Annotated in this window: 9 protein-coding genes; 6 read left to right on the top strand and 3 right to left on the bottom strand. The window is 71.9% G+C overall.

What is annotated here, in order from left to right; translation table 11 throughout:
- Nucleotides 1-176 precede the first annotated feature (176 nt).
- Nucleotides 177-2,987, top strand: coding sequence for a preprotein translocase subunit SecA (gene secA, locus ACZ4FH_RS35550; RefSeq protein WP_467310082.1), 2,811 nt, complete (start codon nucleotides 177-179; stop codon nucleotides 2,985-2,987).
- Between the two features lie 515 nt (nucleotides 2,988-3,502).
- On the opposite strand, the gene ACZ4FH_RS35545 is transcribed toward secA, so the two are convergent.
- Nucleotides 3,503-3,922 (bottom strand): Rv3235 family protein, encoded by a 420-nt coding sequence (locus tag ACZ4FH_RS35545; protein WP_467310080.1) that lies wholly within the window; start codon nucleotides 3,920-3,922, stop codon nucleotides 3,503-3,505.
- A 288-nt stretch (nucleotides 3,923-4,210) separates the two neighbouring features.
- Between ACZ4FH_RS35545 and ACZ4FH_RS35540 the strand changes: the two genes are divergently transcribed.
- Both ACZ4FH_RS35540 and ACZ4FH_RS35535 read left to right on the top strand, forming a co-directional pair.
- Complete coding sequence (locus ACZ4FH_RS35540; protein ID WP_383651080.1) at nucleotides 4,211-4,717, top strand: DUF6912 family protein; 507 nt, start codon at nucleotides 4,211-4,213, stop codon at nucleotides 4,715-4,717.
- A gap of 60 nt (nucleotides 4,718-4,777) precedes the next feature.
- A complete protein-coding gene (locus tag ACZ4FH_RS35535; RefSeq protein WP_467310077.1) occupies nucleotides 4,778-5,449 on the top strand; it encodes an HAD family hydrolase in 672 nt (223 codons plus the stop codon).
- Between the two features lie 19 nt (nucleotides 5,450-5,468).
- Here the strand turns inward: ACZ4FH_RS35535 and ACZ4FH_RS35530 are convergent, their stop codons facing one another.
- Nucleotides 5,469-6,035, bottom strand: a complete 567-nt coding sequence (locus ACZ4FH_RS35530; protein WP_467310075.1) for a DJ-1/PfpI family protein — start codon at nucleotides 6,033-6,035, stop codon at nucleotides 5,469-5,471.
- Nucleotides 6,036-6,452: 417 nt separating this feature from the next.
- Between ACZ4FH_RS35530 and ACZ4FH_RS35525 the strand changes: the two genes are divergently transcribed.
- Nucleotides 6,453-11,471: an NAD-glutamate dehydrogenase gene (locus ACZ4FH_RS35525; protein ID WP_467310073.1), complete on the top strand. Its 5,019-nt coding sequence runs from the start codon at nucleotides 6,453-6,455 to the stop codon at nucleotides 11,469-11,471.
- Between the two features lie 69 nt (nucleotides 11,472-11,540).
- Here ACZ4FH_RS35525 and ACZ4FH_RS35520 read toward each other — a convergent pair whose 3' ends face one another.
- Complete coding sequence (locus ACZ4FH_RS35520; protein ID WP_467310071.1) at nucleotides 11,541-12,680, bottom strand: FHA domain-containing protein; 1,140 nt, start codon at nucleotides 12,678-12,680, stop codon at nucleotides 11,541-11,543.
- Nucleotides 12,681-12,787: 107 nt separating this feature from the next.
- On the opposite strand from ACZ4FH_RS35520, the gene ACZ4FH_RS35515 reads away from it, so the two are divergent.
- Together ACZ4FH_RS35515 and ACZ4FH_RS35510 are read left to right on the top strand one after the other, a co-directional pair.
- On the top strand, nucleotides 12,788-13,654 hold the full coding sequence (locus ACZ4FH_RS35515) for a hypothetical protein (RefSeq protein ID WP_467310069.1): 867 nt from the start codon (nucleotides 12,788-12,790) through the stop codon (nucleotides 13,652-13,654).
- Nucleotides 13,655-13,826: 172 nt separating this feature from the next.
- Nucleotides 13,827-15,275 (top strand): hypothetical protein, encoded by a 1,449-nt coding sequence (locus ACZ4FH_RS35510; RefSeq protein WP_467310067.1) that lies wholly within the window; start codon nucleotides 13,827-13,829, stop codon nucleotides 15,273-15,275.
- The last annotated feature ends 7 nt before the right edge of the window (nucleotides 15,276-15,282 follow it).

The raw sequence follows: 15,282 nt of genomic DNA, 5'->3' as shown, positions 1-15,282 counted from the left end.
TGCCCTTCGTCCGTTGACTCGGAGGGGCGCTGCGGGGTCAACGCGGCGGCAGCCCTCCCGGCGCGGCCGGGTCCTCGCTTACGATGGCCGTTGCGGTGGGGCCCACCTGCCGTGCCCGCGCCAGTGTCCTCACACGACCCAGTGCCCAGGCCCGACCGGCAAGGAGACCAGCCTCAGTGTCCGTCTTCAACAAGCTCATGCGTGCAGGCGAAGGCAAGATCCTGCGCAAACTGCACCGCATCGCGGACCAGGTCAGCTCCATCGAAGAGGACTTCGTCAACCTCTCCGACGCCGAGCTGCGGGCGCTCACCGACGAGTACAAGGAGCGGTACGCCGACGGCGAGAGCCTCGACGACCTGCTCCCCGAGGCCTTCGCGACCGTCCGCGAGGCCGCCAAGCGCGTGCTCGGCCAGCGCCACTACGACGTCCAGATCATGGGCGGCGCCGCGCTGCACCTCGGCTATGTGGCCGAGATGAAGACCGGTGAGGGCAAGACCCTGGTCGGCACGCTGCCCGCGTACCTCAACGCGCTCTCCGGCAAGGGCGTCCACCTGATCACGGTGAACGACTACCTGGCCTCCCGCGACTCCGAGATGATGGGCCGCGTCCACAAGTTCCTCGGCCTCGACGTCGGCTGCATCATCGCCAACATGACGCCGGCCGAGCGCCGCGAGCAGTACGGCCGCGACATCACGTACGGAACGAACAACGAGTTCGGCTTCGACTACCTCCGCGACAACATGGCGTGGTCGCAGGAGGAGCTGGTCCAGCGCGGCCACAACTTCGCGATCGTCGACGAGGTCGACTCGATCCTCGTCGACGAGGCCCGTACGCCGCTGATCATCTCCGGCCCCGCCGACCAGGCCACCAAGTGGTACGGCGACTTCGCCAAGCTGGTCACCCGCCTGTCCAAGGGCGAGGCGGGCAACCCCCTCAAGGGCATCGAGGAGACCGGCGACTACGAGGTCGACGAGAAGAAGCGCACCGTGGCCATCCACGAGCCCGGTGTCGCCAAGGTCGAGGACTGGCTGGGCATCGAGAACCTCTACGAGTCGGTGAACACGCCGCTCGTCGGGTACCTCAACAACGCCATCAAGGCCAAGGAACTCTTCAAGAAGGACAAGGACTACGTCGTCATCGACGGCGAAGTCATGATCGTCGACGAGCACACCGGCCGTATCCTCGCCGGCCGCCGCTACAACGAGGGCATGCACCAGGCGATCGAGGCGAAGGAAGGGGTGGACATCAAGGACGAGAACCAGACGCTCGCCACGATCACCCTGCAGAACTTCTTCCGCCTCTACAGCAAGCTCTCCGGCATGACCGGTACGGCGATGACCGAGGCCGCCGAGTTCCACCAGATCTACAAGCTGGGCGTCGTCCCGATCCCGACCAACCGGCCGATGCAGCGCGTCGACCAGTCGGACCTGATCTACCGCACCGAGGTCGCGAAGTTCGCCGCCGTCGTCGACGACATCGCGGAGAAGCACGAGAAGGGCCAGCCGATCCTGGTCGGCACCACCTCGGTCGAGAAGTCCGAGTACCTCTCGCAGCAGCTCTCCAAGCGCGGTGTGCAGCACGAGGTCCTCAACGCCAAGCAGCACGACCGTGAGGCGACGATCGTCGCCCAGGCCGGCCGCAAGGGCGCCGTCACGGTCGCGACGAACATGGCCGGACGAGGCACCGACATCAAGCTCGGCGGCAACCCCGACGACCTCGCCGAGGCGGAGCTGCGCCAGCGCGGTCTGGACCCGGTGGAGCACGTCGAGGAGTGGGCGGCCGCGCTGCCCGCCGCGCTGGAGAAGGCCGAGCAGGCCGTGAAGGCGGAGTTCGAGGAGGTCAAGGACCTCGGCGGGCTGTACGTCCTCGGTACCGAGCGGCACGAGTCGCGTCGTATCGACAACCAGCTGCGCGGTCGTTCCGGCCGTCAGGGCGACCCGGGCGAGTCCCGCTTCTACCTGTCGCTCGGTGACGACCTGATGCGTCTGTTCAAGGCGCAGATGGTCGAGCGCGTGATGTCGATGGCCAACGTGCCGGACGACGTGCCGATCGAGAACAAGATGGTGACCCGGGCCATCGCGTCCGCGCAGTCGCAGGTCGAGCAGCAGAACTTCGAGACCCGCAAGAACGTCCTGAAGTACGACGAGGTCCTCAACCGGCAGCGCGAGGTCATCTACGGCGAGCGGCGCCGCGTCCTGGAGGGCGAGGACCTGCAGGAGCAGATCCGCCACTTCATGGACGACACCATCGACGACTACATCCGCCAGGAGACGGCGGAAGGGTTCGCCGAGGAGTGGGACCTGGACCGGCTGTGGGGCGCGTTCAAGCAGCTCTACCCGGTGAAGGTCACCGTCGCCGAGCTGGAGGAGACGGCCGGGGACCTGGCCGGTGTCACGGCCGAGTTCATCGCCGAGTCCGTCAAGGAAGACATCCACGAGCAGTACGACGAGCGGGAGAAGACGCTCGGCTCCGACATCATGCGTGAGCTGGAGCGGCGTGTGGTGCTGTCCGTCCTGGACCGCAAGTGGCGTGAGCACCTCTACGAGATGGACTACCTCCAGGAGGGCATCGGCCTGCGGGCCATGGCGCAGAAGGACCCGCTGGTCGAGTACCAGCGCGAGGGCTTCGACATGTTCAACGCCATGATGGAGGGCATCAAGGAGGAGTCCGTCGGCTACCTGTTCAACCTGGAGGTCCAGGTCGAGCAGCAGGTCGAGGAGGTTCCGGTGCAGGACGCGGCGACGTCGCTGTCCAAGGAGGACGCGGTGCCGGCCGCGCGGCCGGAGATCCGGGCCAAGGGGCTCGACGCTCCGCAGCGGCCGGACCGGCTGCACTTCTCCGCTCCCACGGTGGACGGGGAGGGCGGGGTCGTCGAGGGCGACTTCTCCAACGGGGACGGTGGTACGGCGTCCGAGTCGGACGGGCTCACCCGGGCGGAGCGGCGCAAGGCGCAGAAGAGTGGTGGGGGGCGTCGCCGCAAGAAGTAGGCGGTTTCGCGTTTGCGGCCGGGGCCGGGCACCTAGGGGTGTCCGGCCCCGGCCGTTGTGCGGGGTGGGGGTGCGGTGGGTGGGCGTGCGGGTGCGGGTGGGGGTGCGCCTGCGGCGGGCTTGATCCCCTCCCCGCCCCTTCCCGAAACCGGGGCGCTGCCCCGGACCCCGCGCCTCAAACGCCGGCGGGGCTGGGGAGGGGCGGGCTCGGCCCTGTACCTGCGTCTCAGGTGTGGGTGGGGCTGGGGGAGGGGCCGGACTCGGCTCTGGACCTGCGTCTCAGATGTGGGTGGGGCTGGGAGGGGCTGGAGGCGGAGGCGGGCTCGGTCGGGGGGTTTTGGTTGAGGGGTGGGGGTGGCCGGTTCCGGCGTGGGGTCGGGAAGGGGGCTGGGGGGCGCCTGGAGGCCTCGGTGGGGTCTGGTGGAGGTCTGGGCGTGAGGGGAGGGTTCTGGGGGCTTGTGCGGCGTTCATGGGATGTTCCGTGGTTTCGTCGGGTGGGGGTGGTTGCGGGCGGGTCAGGAGTGGCGGAGTGGGGTGTTGCCGAGTTCCACGGCTGCGCAGCGCCAGCGGAGGTCGGGGCCCTGTTCGAGGCGGAAGGCCATGGCGCGGACCTGTTCGCCGGCGGCGATGCTGGCGCAGGCCTCGACGACGCCGGGGGCCGGCTGGGCGCCGTGGCACATGCGGATGACGGGGCGGGCGCCCCGGCTCCTGAGGGGGGTGGCGGGGGCCAGTTCGGCGAGCTGGTCGTAGGCGTCGCCGATGGTGTGGCCCAGCATCCAGTGGACGGGGCGCTGGCCGCTGAGGACCGCGAGGAGGCGTTCGGCGAACCAGTGGTGGGGCCGGAGGCGCTGGGGCGTCCGGCGGCGTTGTGCGGGTACGGCTTCGGGCCTGCGGGCGTCGTGACGTCCGGCGGGCCTGGTCCTGTTCGTGCTCATCGCTGTCGCCCCCGTGCTTCGGAGCCCGGTCAGTACCGGGCGGTAACTTCTGCTGGGGATCTTCTACGGGGGCGGCGGGGCCGTCGCAAGCGTCGACGGGTGCGGAGGGGCGGGGTCGGGGATTCACCTATCCGGGTGGTGGAGGCGGTGCGGGGCGGGCTTGAGGGGCGGGCCGGTCCGGGTGAGGCGCGGGCGCCGGGTGGACGGTGCGGGGCCGGGACACGTAACCCCAAAGGGGGATGCCGCACGTATCCTGAGGGCGTTCCGACTACGAAAGCGACCCCAGCCATGCGCGTGTACGTCCCCCTGACCCTCTCCGGGCTCGCAGCGGCGCACCGGGCGGGCGAGGTCGGCCCCGGCCCGCTCACCGCCTACGCGGTGACCCCCGCGCTGCGGGAGTGGTACGTCTCCGACGACATCGAGGAGCTGGAGTACGCGGCGCTCAACCGGGCCGCCTCCGCCTCGCTGCGGCTGATCGCCGGGGACCCGGACGCCGCCCGCCGCCGGGTCGTCGTCGCCGTCGACGTACCGGACGGGGACGCGGTCGCCGACCCCGATCACATCCTCGACGCCTCCTCGCTCGGCGAGGTCACCATCGCCTCCGCGGTCCCCCTGGCCAAGGCCGCCGCCGTCCACGTCGACTCCGACGAGGCCGACAAGGACGTCACCGCCGCCGCGGCCGCGCTCGGGGCGGCGGACCTCGGCGACGACGACGCGCAGTTCACCGTGGACGGTGCCGAGGACCACGAGCTGCTGTGGTTCGGCGTCCAGGAGATTCCTCATCTGATCGGATAAGAGCAGCCGGGTTGTGGACCGTTTGTTCGGTTGTCGGTGGCGCCGGGTATTTTTTCCTGCATGGGGACGCACGGACACCACCGCACACATCTGGTCTGGGACTGGAACGGCACGCTGCTCGACGACAACACCGCCGTCGTCGGCGCGACCAACGCCGCCTTCGGTGAGGTCGGGCTCGCGCCCATCACCGTGGAGCAGTACCGCGAGACGTACTGCGTCCCGATACCCCGCTTCTACGAGCGGCTCATGGGCCGGCTGCCCACCGACGCCGAGTGGGAGCTGATGGACGGCGCGTTCCACCGGCACTACGCCGAGCGGCGGGCGGAGTGCGGGCTGACCGCGGGCGCCGCCGAGCTGCTGGCCCAGTGGCAGCTCGGCGGGCGGAGCCAGTCCCTGCTGAGCATGTACGGGCACGAGCACCTCGTGCCCACCGTGCGCGGCTACGGGATCGAGCGGCACTTCGTGCGCGTCGACGGGCGCACCGGCCCCTCCGGCGGCAGCAAGGCCCAGCACATGGAGCGGCACCTCGCGGCCCTGGAGCACATATCCCCCGAGCACACCGTGGTCATCGGCGACGCCGTGGACGACGCGGTCGCCGCCGCGCACGTCGGGGCGAAGGCCGTGCTCTTCACCGGCGGTTCGCACAGCCGGGCCAGCCTGGAGGAGGCCGGGGTGCCCGTCGTGGACACCCTCGCCGAGGCCGCGGCCCTCGCCCGGAGCCTGGGCGAGTAGCCGGCGGTCCCGGGCCCGCTCACGTCACCGGGGCCTTGGCCCTGAGCACCGTGAGGAACGCGCGCATCCAGGCGGAGTGGTCCGGCCAGGCTCGGGAGGAGACCAGGGTGCCGTCCACCACGACCTCGGTGTCCTCGAAGGCGGCCCCGGCCGTCGCCATATCGGGCTCCAGGGCGGGGTAGGCCGTGACCCTGCGGTCCTTCAGCGCCCCGGCCGCCGCCGTCATCAGCGGGCCGTGGCAGATCTGGGCGACCGGGCGGTCCGCGTCGAAGAAGGCGGCGAGGATCGCGCGGAGGTCCGGGTCGTTGCGCAGGTATTCGGGGGCCCGGCCGCCGGGGACGACGAGCGCCGCGTAGTCGGCCGGATCGACCTCGGAGAAGGCCAGGTCGGCCGGCCAGGTGTAGCCCGGCTTCTCGGTGTAGGTGTCGAATCCGGGCTCGAAGTCGTGGACGACGAAACGGAGCGTCTTGCGGGAGGGGGCGGCGATGTCGACCTCGTACCCCTCCTCGCGCAGCCGCTGGTACGGATAGAGGACTTCGAGGGATTCGGCGGCGTCGCCGGTGACGATGAGGATCTTCGGTGCCATCGCGGGGCTCCTCACGGGTGCGCCGGCCCGATCCGGGCCGGACAGTACGGTCCCAACCGTTCCAGAGTGCGTTGTCCAGGGGCCGCGCGCTGTCCGGAGTGTCAAACTTCGGGGGTTTCTTTTGTACACATGCGGCTCGTGACGGTTGTGGGGGAGAGCGAGATAGCCTGGACCCCGTGATCAGCGCGATACGCCTCGGGGGCAGCGAAGCCCCCGGCCTGCGCCCGGAGTGCCACCGCACCCGGGCCATGACTGATCCCCTCAGCCCGGCCAGACCGCCAAAAATGGCCAATAAGGTCCCGGGCGTCTCTCATAGCGGCATAGCGTCGACTCAGACCGGAAACCCCGTGTCGTGGCGGTACGTCGTCTTTTTTTCCACCTACGTCACGCAACGGCGCGCGACAGGAGCCAGAGGACATGCAGACCAAGCTGGACGAAGCCAAGGCCGAGCTGCTCGCACGGGCCGCCAAGGTAGCTGACAACAGCCCGGGTGGTGGTGTCGGCGGGCCGGACGGGGGCCCCCGGGCGAAGGCCGAGGGCAGCGGGACCGGCCAGGAGCGTTCACGGCAGGACACCGTGCTCGGCTATCTCCAGCGCTACTACCTCCACACCGCCCCGGAGGACATCATCGGCCGTGACCCGGTCGACGTCTTCGGCGCCGCTTCCTCCCACTACCGTCTCGCCGAGAACCGCCCCCAGGGCACCGCGAACGTCCGGGTGCACACCCCGACGGTCGAGGAGAACGGCTGGACGTGCAGCCACTCCGTGGTCGAGGTCGTCACCGACGACATGCCGTTCCTCGTCGACTCCGTCACCAACGAGCTGTCCCGCCAGGGCCGCGGCATCCACGTCGTGATCCACCCGCAGATCGTCGTCCGGCGCGATGTCACCGGAAAGCTCATCGAGGTCCTCAGCGAGGGCGCCGGCGCCCCGGCCGGTCCCCGGTCCGGCCGCAAGACCGCCAAGGGCGCGAAGAAGGACGCCCGGCCCGAGCTGCCGCACGACGCGCTCGTCGAGTCCTGGATCCACGTCGAGATCGACCGCGAGACCGACCGCGCCGACCTCAAGCAGATCCAGGCCGACCTGCTGCGCATCCTGTCCGACGTGCGGGAGACCGTCGAGGACTGGGAGAAGATGCGGGACGCCGCGCTGCGCATCGCAGACGACCTGCCCGGCGAACCGCTCGACGACCTCGCCGACGACGAGGTCAACGAGGCCCGGGAGCTGCTGCGCTGGCTCGCCGCCGACCACTTCACCTTCCTCGGCTACCGCGAGTACGAGCTGAAGGACACCGACGCGCTGGCCGCCGTCCCCGGTACCGGCCTCGGCATCCTGCGCTCCGACCCGCACCACACGGAGGACGAGGCCCACCCGGTCAGCCCCTCCTTCGACCGGCTGCCCGCCGACGCCCGCGCCAAGGCCCGCGAGCACAAGCTCCTCGTGCTGACCAAGGCCAACAGCCGCGCCACCGTGCACCGCCCCAGCTACCTCGACTACGTCGGCGTGAAGAAGTTCGACGCCGACGGCAACGTCATCGGGGAGCGCCGCTTCCTCGGCCTGTTCTCCTCCGCCGCCTACACCGAGTCCGTGCGCCGGGTGCCCGTCGTCCGCCGCAAGGTCGCCGAGGTGCTGGAGGGCGCGGGCTTCTCGTACAACAGCCACGACGGGCGCGACCTGCTCCAGATCCTGGAGACCTACCCGCGCGACGAGCTGTTCCAGACGCCGCCCGACCAGCTGCGTTCCGTCGTCACCTCGGTGCTCTACCTCCAGGAGCGGCGCCGGCTCCGGCTCTACCTGCGCCAGGACGAGTACGGGCGCTACTACTCCGCGATCGTCTACCTGCCGCGCGACCGCTACACCACCGGGGTGCGGCTGCGGCTGATCGACATCCTCAAGGAGGAGCTGAACGGCACCAGCGTCGACTTCACCGCCTGGAACACCGAATCGATCCTGTCCCGGCTGCACTTCGTCGTCCGGGTCGCCCCGGGCAGCGAGCTGCCCACCCTCACCGACGCCGAGGCCGACCGCATCGAGGCCCGCCTCGTCGAGGCCGCCCGCTCCTGGGCCGACGGCTTCCAGGAGGCGCTGGGCGCCGAATGCGGTGAGGAGCGCGCCGCCGAGCTGCTTCGCCAGTACGGCCACTCCTTCCCCGAGGGCTACAAGGCCGACCACTCGCCGCGCTCCGCCGTGGCCGACCTGGTCCACCTCGAAGCGCTCAAGAAGGACGGCAAGGACTTCGCCCTCAGCCTGTACGAGCCGGTGGGCGCCGCCCCCGGCGAGCGCCGGTTCAAGATCTACCGCACCGGTGAGCAGGTCTCCCTCTCCGCCGTGCTGCCCGCGCTCCAGCGCCTCGGCGTCGAGGTCGTCGACGAGCGCCCCTACGAGCTGCGCTGCGCCGACCGCACGCACGCCTGGATCTACGACTTCGGCCTGCGCATGCCGCAGTCCACGGGCAACGGCAGCTATCTCGCCGACGACGCCCGCGAGCGCTTCCAGGACGCCTTCGCCGCCGTCTGGACCGGCGAGGCGGAGAACGACGGCTTCAACGCCCTGGTGCTCAGCGCCGGTCTGAGCTGGCGGCAGGCCATGGTGCTGCGCGCCTACGCCAAGTACCTGCGCCAGGCCGGATCGACCTTCAGCCAGGACTACATGGAGTCCACGCTCCAGAACAACGTCCACACCACCCGGCTGCTGGTCTCGCTCTTCGAGGCCCGGATGGCGCCCGGCCGCCAGGCCGCCGGCAACGAGCTGACCGACGGACTGCTCGAAGAGCTCGACGGGGCCCTGGACCAGGTCGCCTCGCTCGACGAGGACCGCATCCTGCGCTCCTTCCTCACCGTCATCAAGGCCACCCTGCGGACCAACTTCTTCCAGCGCGCCGACAGCGGCGAGCCGCACGGCTACGTCTCGATGAAGTTCGACCCGCAGTCCATCCCCGACCTCCCCGCGCCCCGCCCGGCGTTCGAGATCTGGGTCTACTCGCCGCGCGTCGAGGGCGTCCACCTGCGCTTCGGCAAGGTCGCCCGCGGCGGTCTGCGCTGGTCCGACCGGCGCGAGGACTTCCGCACCGAGATCCTCGGCCTGGTCAAGGCGCAGATGGTGAAGAACACCGTCATCGTGCCGGTCGGCGCCAAGGGCGGGTTCGTCGCCAAGCAGCTCCCGGACCCGAACGCCGACCGTGACGCCTGGATGGCCGAGGGCATCGCCTCGTACCGCACGTTCATCTCGGCACTGCTCGACATCACCGACAACATGGTGGCCGGCGAGGTCGTCCCGCCCAAGGACGTCGTCCGCCACGACGAGGACGACACCTACCTCGTCGTCGCCGCCGACAAGGGCACCGCGAAGTTCTCCGACATCGCCAACGAGGTCGCCGTCGCCTACGGCTTCTGGCTCGGCGACGCCTTCGCCTCCGGCGGTTCGGCCGGCTACGACCACAAGGGCATGGGCATCACCGCCCGCGGCGCCTGGGAGTCCGTCAAGCGGCACTTCCGGGAGCTCGGCCACAACACCCAGACCGAGGACTTCACCGTCGTCGGCGTCGGCGACATGTCCGGTGACGTGTTCGGCAACGGCATGCTGCTCTCCGAGCACATCCGGCTCGTCGCCGCCTTCGACCACCGGCACATCTTCCTCGACCCGAACCCGGACGCCGCGAGCTCGTACGCCGAGCGGCGCCGCCTGTTCGACCTGCCGCGCAGCTCCTGGGCCGACTACGACAAGGAGCTGATCTCCGCGGGCGGCGGCGTCCACCCGCGCAGCGCCAAGTCCATCCCGGTCAACGCCCATCTGCGCGAGGCGCTCGGCATCGAGCCGGGCATCGTCAAGATGACCCCCGCCGACCTGATGCAGGCCATCCTCAAGGCCCCCGTCGACCTGGTGTGGAACGGCGGCATCGGTACGTACATCAAGGCGTCCTCGGAGGCCAACACCGACGTCGGCGACAAGGCCAACGACGCGATCCGCGTCAACGGCGAGGACCTGCGGGCCAAGGTCGTCGGCGAGGGCGGCAACCTCGGCGCCACCCAGCTCGGCCGGATCGAGTTCGCCCGCAACGGCGGCCGGATCAACACCGACGCCATCGACAACAGCGCCGGTGTGGACACCTCCGACCACGAGGTGAACATCAAGATCCTGCTCAACGGCCTGGTCCGGGACGGCGACATGACCGTCAAGCAGCGCAACAAGCTGCTCGCCGAGATGACCGACGAGATCGGCCGGCTGGTGCTGCGCAACAACTACGCGCAGAACACCGCCCTCGCCAACTCGTCCGCCCAGGCGTCCTCGCTGCTCCACGCCCAACAGCGCTTCATGCGCCGGCTGGGCCGCGACGGATACCTGGACCGCGGGCTGGAGTTCCTGCCCAACGACCGGCAGATCCGCGAGCTGCTGACCGCCGGCAAGGGGCTCAGCCAGCCCGAGCTGGCCGTCCTGCTCGCCTACACGAAGATCACGGCGGCCCAGGAGCTGATCGGGACCAGCCTGCCGGACGACCCGCACCTGCAGCAGCTGCTGCACGCCTACTTCCCGGAGCAGCTGCGCGAGCGGTTCCCCGAGGCGGTCGACGGGCACGCGCTGCGGCGCGAGATCATCACCACGGTGCTGGTCAACGACACCGTCAACACCGGTGGTTCGACCTTCCTGCACCGGCTGCGGGAGGAGACCGGGGCCTCCGTCGAGGAGATCGTGCGGGCGCAGTTCGCGGCCCGGGAGATCTTCGGTCTCGGCCAGGTGTGGGACGCCGTGGAAGCGCTCGACAACACCGTCGCCGCCGAGGTGCAGACCCGGATCCGGCTGCACTCGCGCCGGCTCGTCGAGCGCGGTTCGCGCTGGCTGCTGGGCAACCGGCCGCAGCCGCTGGAGATCAGCGAGACGGTCGAGTTCTTCCGCGAGGGTGTCGACCAGGTCTGGGCCGCGCTGCCCAAGATGCTCAAGGGCGCCGACCAGGAGTGGTACCAGGGCATCCTGGACGAACTCACCGAGGCGGGTGTTCCGGACCAGCTGGCGCAGCGGGTCGCCGGATTCTCCTCGGCCTTCCCGGCCCTGGACATCGTGGCGATCGCCGACCGCACGGGCAAGGACCCGCTGTCCGTCGCCGAGGTCTACTACGACCTCGCGGACCGGCTCGGCATCACCCAGCTGATGGACCGCATCATCGAGCTGCCGCGGGCCGACCGCTGGCAGTCGATGGCCCGCGCCTCCATCCGCGAGGACCTGTACGCCGCGCACGCCGCCCTCACGGCCGATGTGCTCGCCGTCGGCAACGGGACCTCCACCCCGCAGGAGCGGTTCGAGGCCTGGGAGGAGAAGAACGCGGCGATCCTGACCCGGTCGCGCTCCACCCTGGAGGAGATCCGCGGATCGGACGCCTTCGACCTGGCCAACCTCTCGGTGGCCATGCGGACGATGCGCACCCTGCTGCGTACGCACGCCTGACGCACCGGACGGCGCGAGGGAGGGGCGGCTGCCCGGCAGCCGCCCCTCCCTCGCGTCCGTCCCGGGGTCTCAGACCAGCCGGGTCACGTCCGTCTCCGCGGACGGCGGCGGCTTGCGGCGCTGCCACTCGTTGGCCAGCTCCGTCGGGAAGCGGCGGCCGCTGCGGGTCAGCAGGACGCCCTCGACCAGCTGCAGTTCGTCGCCCCCGGCGAACGCGCGCTCCTCGGTGCCGAGCTTCGTCCACGGGCCGGGGCCCGAGCGGCGCGGATGGCGGCGCCACAGCGTCGTGCCGTAGCTGCTGCGGTCGCGGACATGGACCGTGCCGCCGGAGATCCGCAGCTCCAGATGGATCCGGCTCAGTCCCGCGGTGCGCTCCTTCGGCAGCAGTCCGGCCAGCGAGATGCCGCCCTCGCCCGCCGCCCGCCCCACCTTCACCCGGGTCCCGTCGACCAGGGTGAACCGCTCCGCCAGGGCGTCGTCGAGCAGCAGCTTCAGCTGGACGGTCGCGGTGCGCGGGCCGTCGTCGGCCAGCTCGCCCCCGTGCAGTTCGCAGGTCGGGACCCCGCGCCGCATCCGGGGGAGCAGCGCGGCACTGCCCTGCCGGGTGTCGTACAGCGTGCAACGGCGTTCCGCACAGCGCCAGTTGCGGTTCACCACGTCGAAGAGGGGCTTGCGCCGGGGGTTGAGGAGCCCCTGACGCTTGAGGACGTCCTCCTCCAGTTTGATGGAGATCTCGACGGGGGCGGCCACCTTCAGATCGACGGGGACCAGGCCCACGGTGCCGTCGGGGCGCGGGACGGGCTCCAGGAAGTCGTCGGCGTTGCCCTGGAGCCAGGGGTACGCGGTGCGGTGCCCCCGGAAGCGGTCGCCGGTGATGACCGGGATGCCGGTCAGTTCGCACAGCTCCAGCAGCCGGTCGTCGGCGTCGCCCAGCTCCTCGACCAGGCCCAGCCGGACCCAGCGGGCGAGCAGTCCGATGTCCGCGGGATCGGTGAACTCCTGCCTGCGGCCCAGGCGCAGACTCCGGTCGGCGACCAGGTACAGCTTCACGTCGGGGTCGCGGGCCAGCTGTTTCGCGGCGTCCACCAGGAGCGCGAGCCTGCGCAGCGAACGGCCGCCGGGTTCGCCCAGGCGCTGGTCGCGCACGACGTTGGAGAGGTCCACGAGGAAGCAGGCTTCTTCGAAGTCGGTGGTCAGGTGTTCTTCCATCGGGCCGGCCTCCGGGCTCGCCGATCGGGAACTGACGCTCTGTGAATACGCTTGTGCAGCAACTATATTGACGTCTTCCGGAGCAGTACCGACGTGGGGGCGTTGCGGTGTCCGACTGGGGTTCGTTCGTCGACGAGGAGCCGTCGCAGGCCGTGCCCAGGAGGCCCGACCGGCCCCCGGAGCCCGCCGCGCCCCCGTACGTCCCCCCGGCCGCCGACGACGGCTGGGGCGTCTTCGCCGACGGCCCGGAAGCCTCCGGTGCGCCCGCCGCCCCCGCCCCCGCCGGACCGCCGGTGCCCGCGCCCGGTGCGGTGGTGCCTTCGCCCGAGGCCGTCGCCTCGCTGCTGACGGAGGGCGAGCACCTGTGGGCGTACGTGGACGGGGGCGGCGCCGCGCATCTCGGCTCGGGCTGCGCCCTGACCGTGGTCCGGGAGGACGGGGGCGGCGACGGATACACGGGCTGGCGGCCCGTCGTGGTCGTCGACCCGGCCGCGCTCACCGTCCGCCCCGTGCCGCTGGCCCTCGCCGATCCGCCGGTCGGCGCCGCCACCTCGGTCTCCGCGCTCTACCGGGACCCCGAACCGCACACGGCACCGGTCCCGGACCGGGCCGCCGCCTTCCCGGCCGGCCGGGGCCCCGATCTGGACGCCCTGCTCGCGGCGGCCGTGGCGGAGGAGCGCGAGAAGGCCGCCGCCGCTGTCCGGCGGGAGCGCGAGGAGGCGGCCGCCGCCCTCCAGCAGGAGCGTGCCCGGCTCAGGGCCGGGGCCGACGAGGCCGCCCGGCAGGCCCAGGGCTACGCCGAATCGCAGATCCGGGCCGCCCAGGACACCGCGCGCCAGGGCGTCCAGGAGGCCCAGCAGAGCGCCTGGCAGTGGCAGCAGCGGGCCCAGGCCGCCGAGGCCGAAGTGGTCCGGCTGGACACCGAGTTGCAGCGGGGCGGCTGGCGCCGCTGGCGGAGCGGCGGAAGCCGGTGAGATCCGCGTGACGGAAGAGCCGGAAGAGGCGGACGAGCCGGAAGGGACGGAAGGGACGGAAGCGGCCGGTGGGGCGGCGGGGCCGTACGGGCGTGGGGCGGCGGGGACCGGTGGGAGCAGCGTGACGGACGGAACGGCACGGCGGTACGGGCGCGGCGAAGGGGACACGGGCGTGGGCACACGGGAGGAGCGGGCGGGGTTCGCGAGGCTCGCGCTGCCCCGGATCCGCCTGGAGTGGCCGGACGAACTGGCCCCCGTGCTGCGGGAGAGCGTGCAGGACCGGCACACCCTGGACAGCGGCAAGCTCTGCGCCGAACTGCCCTTCCTGTGGCGGGCGGTGGACGCCGCGCTGGAGCGCGTCGGGCCGGGCTGCCTGGTGCCGGAGTCGATCCGCTACGACCCGTACGAGGGCTGGCAGGTCGCGGCACTGCCCCGGTACGACCCGGAGGGCGGGCTCCAGCTGCGCGACGGCGTGGAGCCGGCCCGGCCCCGGGCCCGGGACCGCTCGGCGCTGGTGCAGGCGCTGGTCGACGCGGTGGCCGAGCGGCCCTCGGCGGACCAGGCGGACGCGCTGGCCCTGCTGGACGTGCTGGCGGGCACCTTCCCATTGGGTCTGGACGCGGTCTGCCACCGGCTGCTGCTCGACGTGGAGCTGCGCCGGGGCGTTGCACCGGGCATGGCGGCGCTGCACGAGGCGCTGGAGCGGCGGCCCGGCGGACCGGTCTCGGCGGTCTGCTTCCGGGAGAGCGCCGTCGGCTCGCGCAAGGCCAAGGGCGATCCCGAACGGGACAACGAGGACGCCGCGACCGCCCTGCGCGCGGCCGACGGCACCCTGCGGATGGCGGTGTTCGACGGGGTCACCGGCGACGGGGACGGTTCCGGCGGCCGGGCCGCCCGCGCGGCCACCGAATGCCTGGTCCGGCTCTGGAAGGAGGCCGAGGCCGGCGCCGAACCGCCGCCCCCGGCCGGGGAGCCGCCCTCCCCGGCCGCCACCCCCGACTCCCCGGAACCGGGCGCCGCCGCGCCGCGCACCGGGCCCCCGCTCCCGGCCGCGCCCCACCCCTCGCGCCGGGTCCTCGACCGGCCGCGCGCCCTCGTGGGCGAGCTGGACCGGGTCGTCGAGCGGACCGGGGGCGGGGCCGCCGCGGTCCTCGCCACGGTGGCACCGGACGGCACCGCCGAGGTGATCTCCGTGGGGGACGCCGAGGCCTGGCTCGTACGGCCGCTGGAGGCCGCCGCCGTACGGCCGAGGGAACTTCCGTACACCGCCTGGAAACTGACCCCCGCGCACACCGCCTACGCCGAGCGGCTGCGCGGCAGTTCCCAGGCGCACGGCGACACTTCGGCGCTCACCAGCGCACTCGGGGACGGAACCGCGCGCTGGGCGCACCGCGTCTTCACCGTGGCCCCGGGCGATCTGCTGGTGCTCGCCTCCGACGGGGCCACCGCGGGGGAGCGCGGGCGGTGGACGGGGGAGGTGCTGGCGGCCATGGCGGCGGACCTGGAGGCATCGGGGCGCCCGGTCGCCCCGGCGCTGGCCGCCGGGCTCATGGGCCGGGCCGAGGCGCTCGGCGGCTGGGACAACGCGACCGCGCTGGTCTGCGCGGTCGGCGAGCGCTGATCCAGAC

It is taken from the genome of Streptomyces sp. NPDC024555 (genome assembly GCF_055559335.1).
This window is presented reverse-complemented; position numbering and strand designations above follow the sequence as displayed.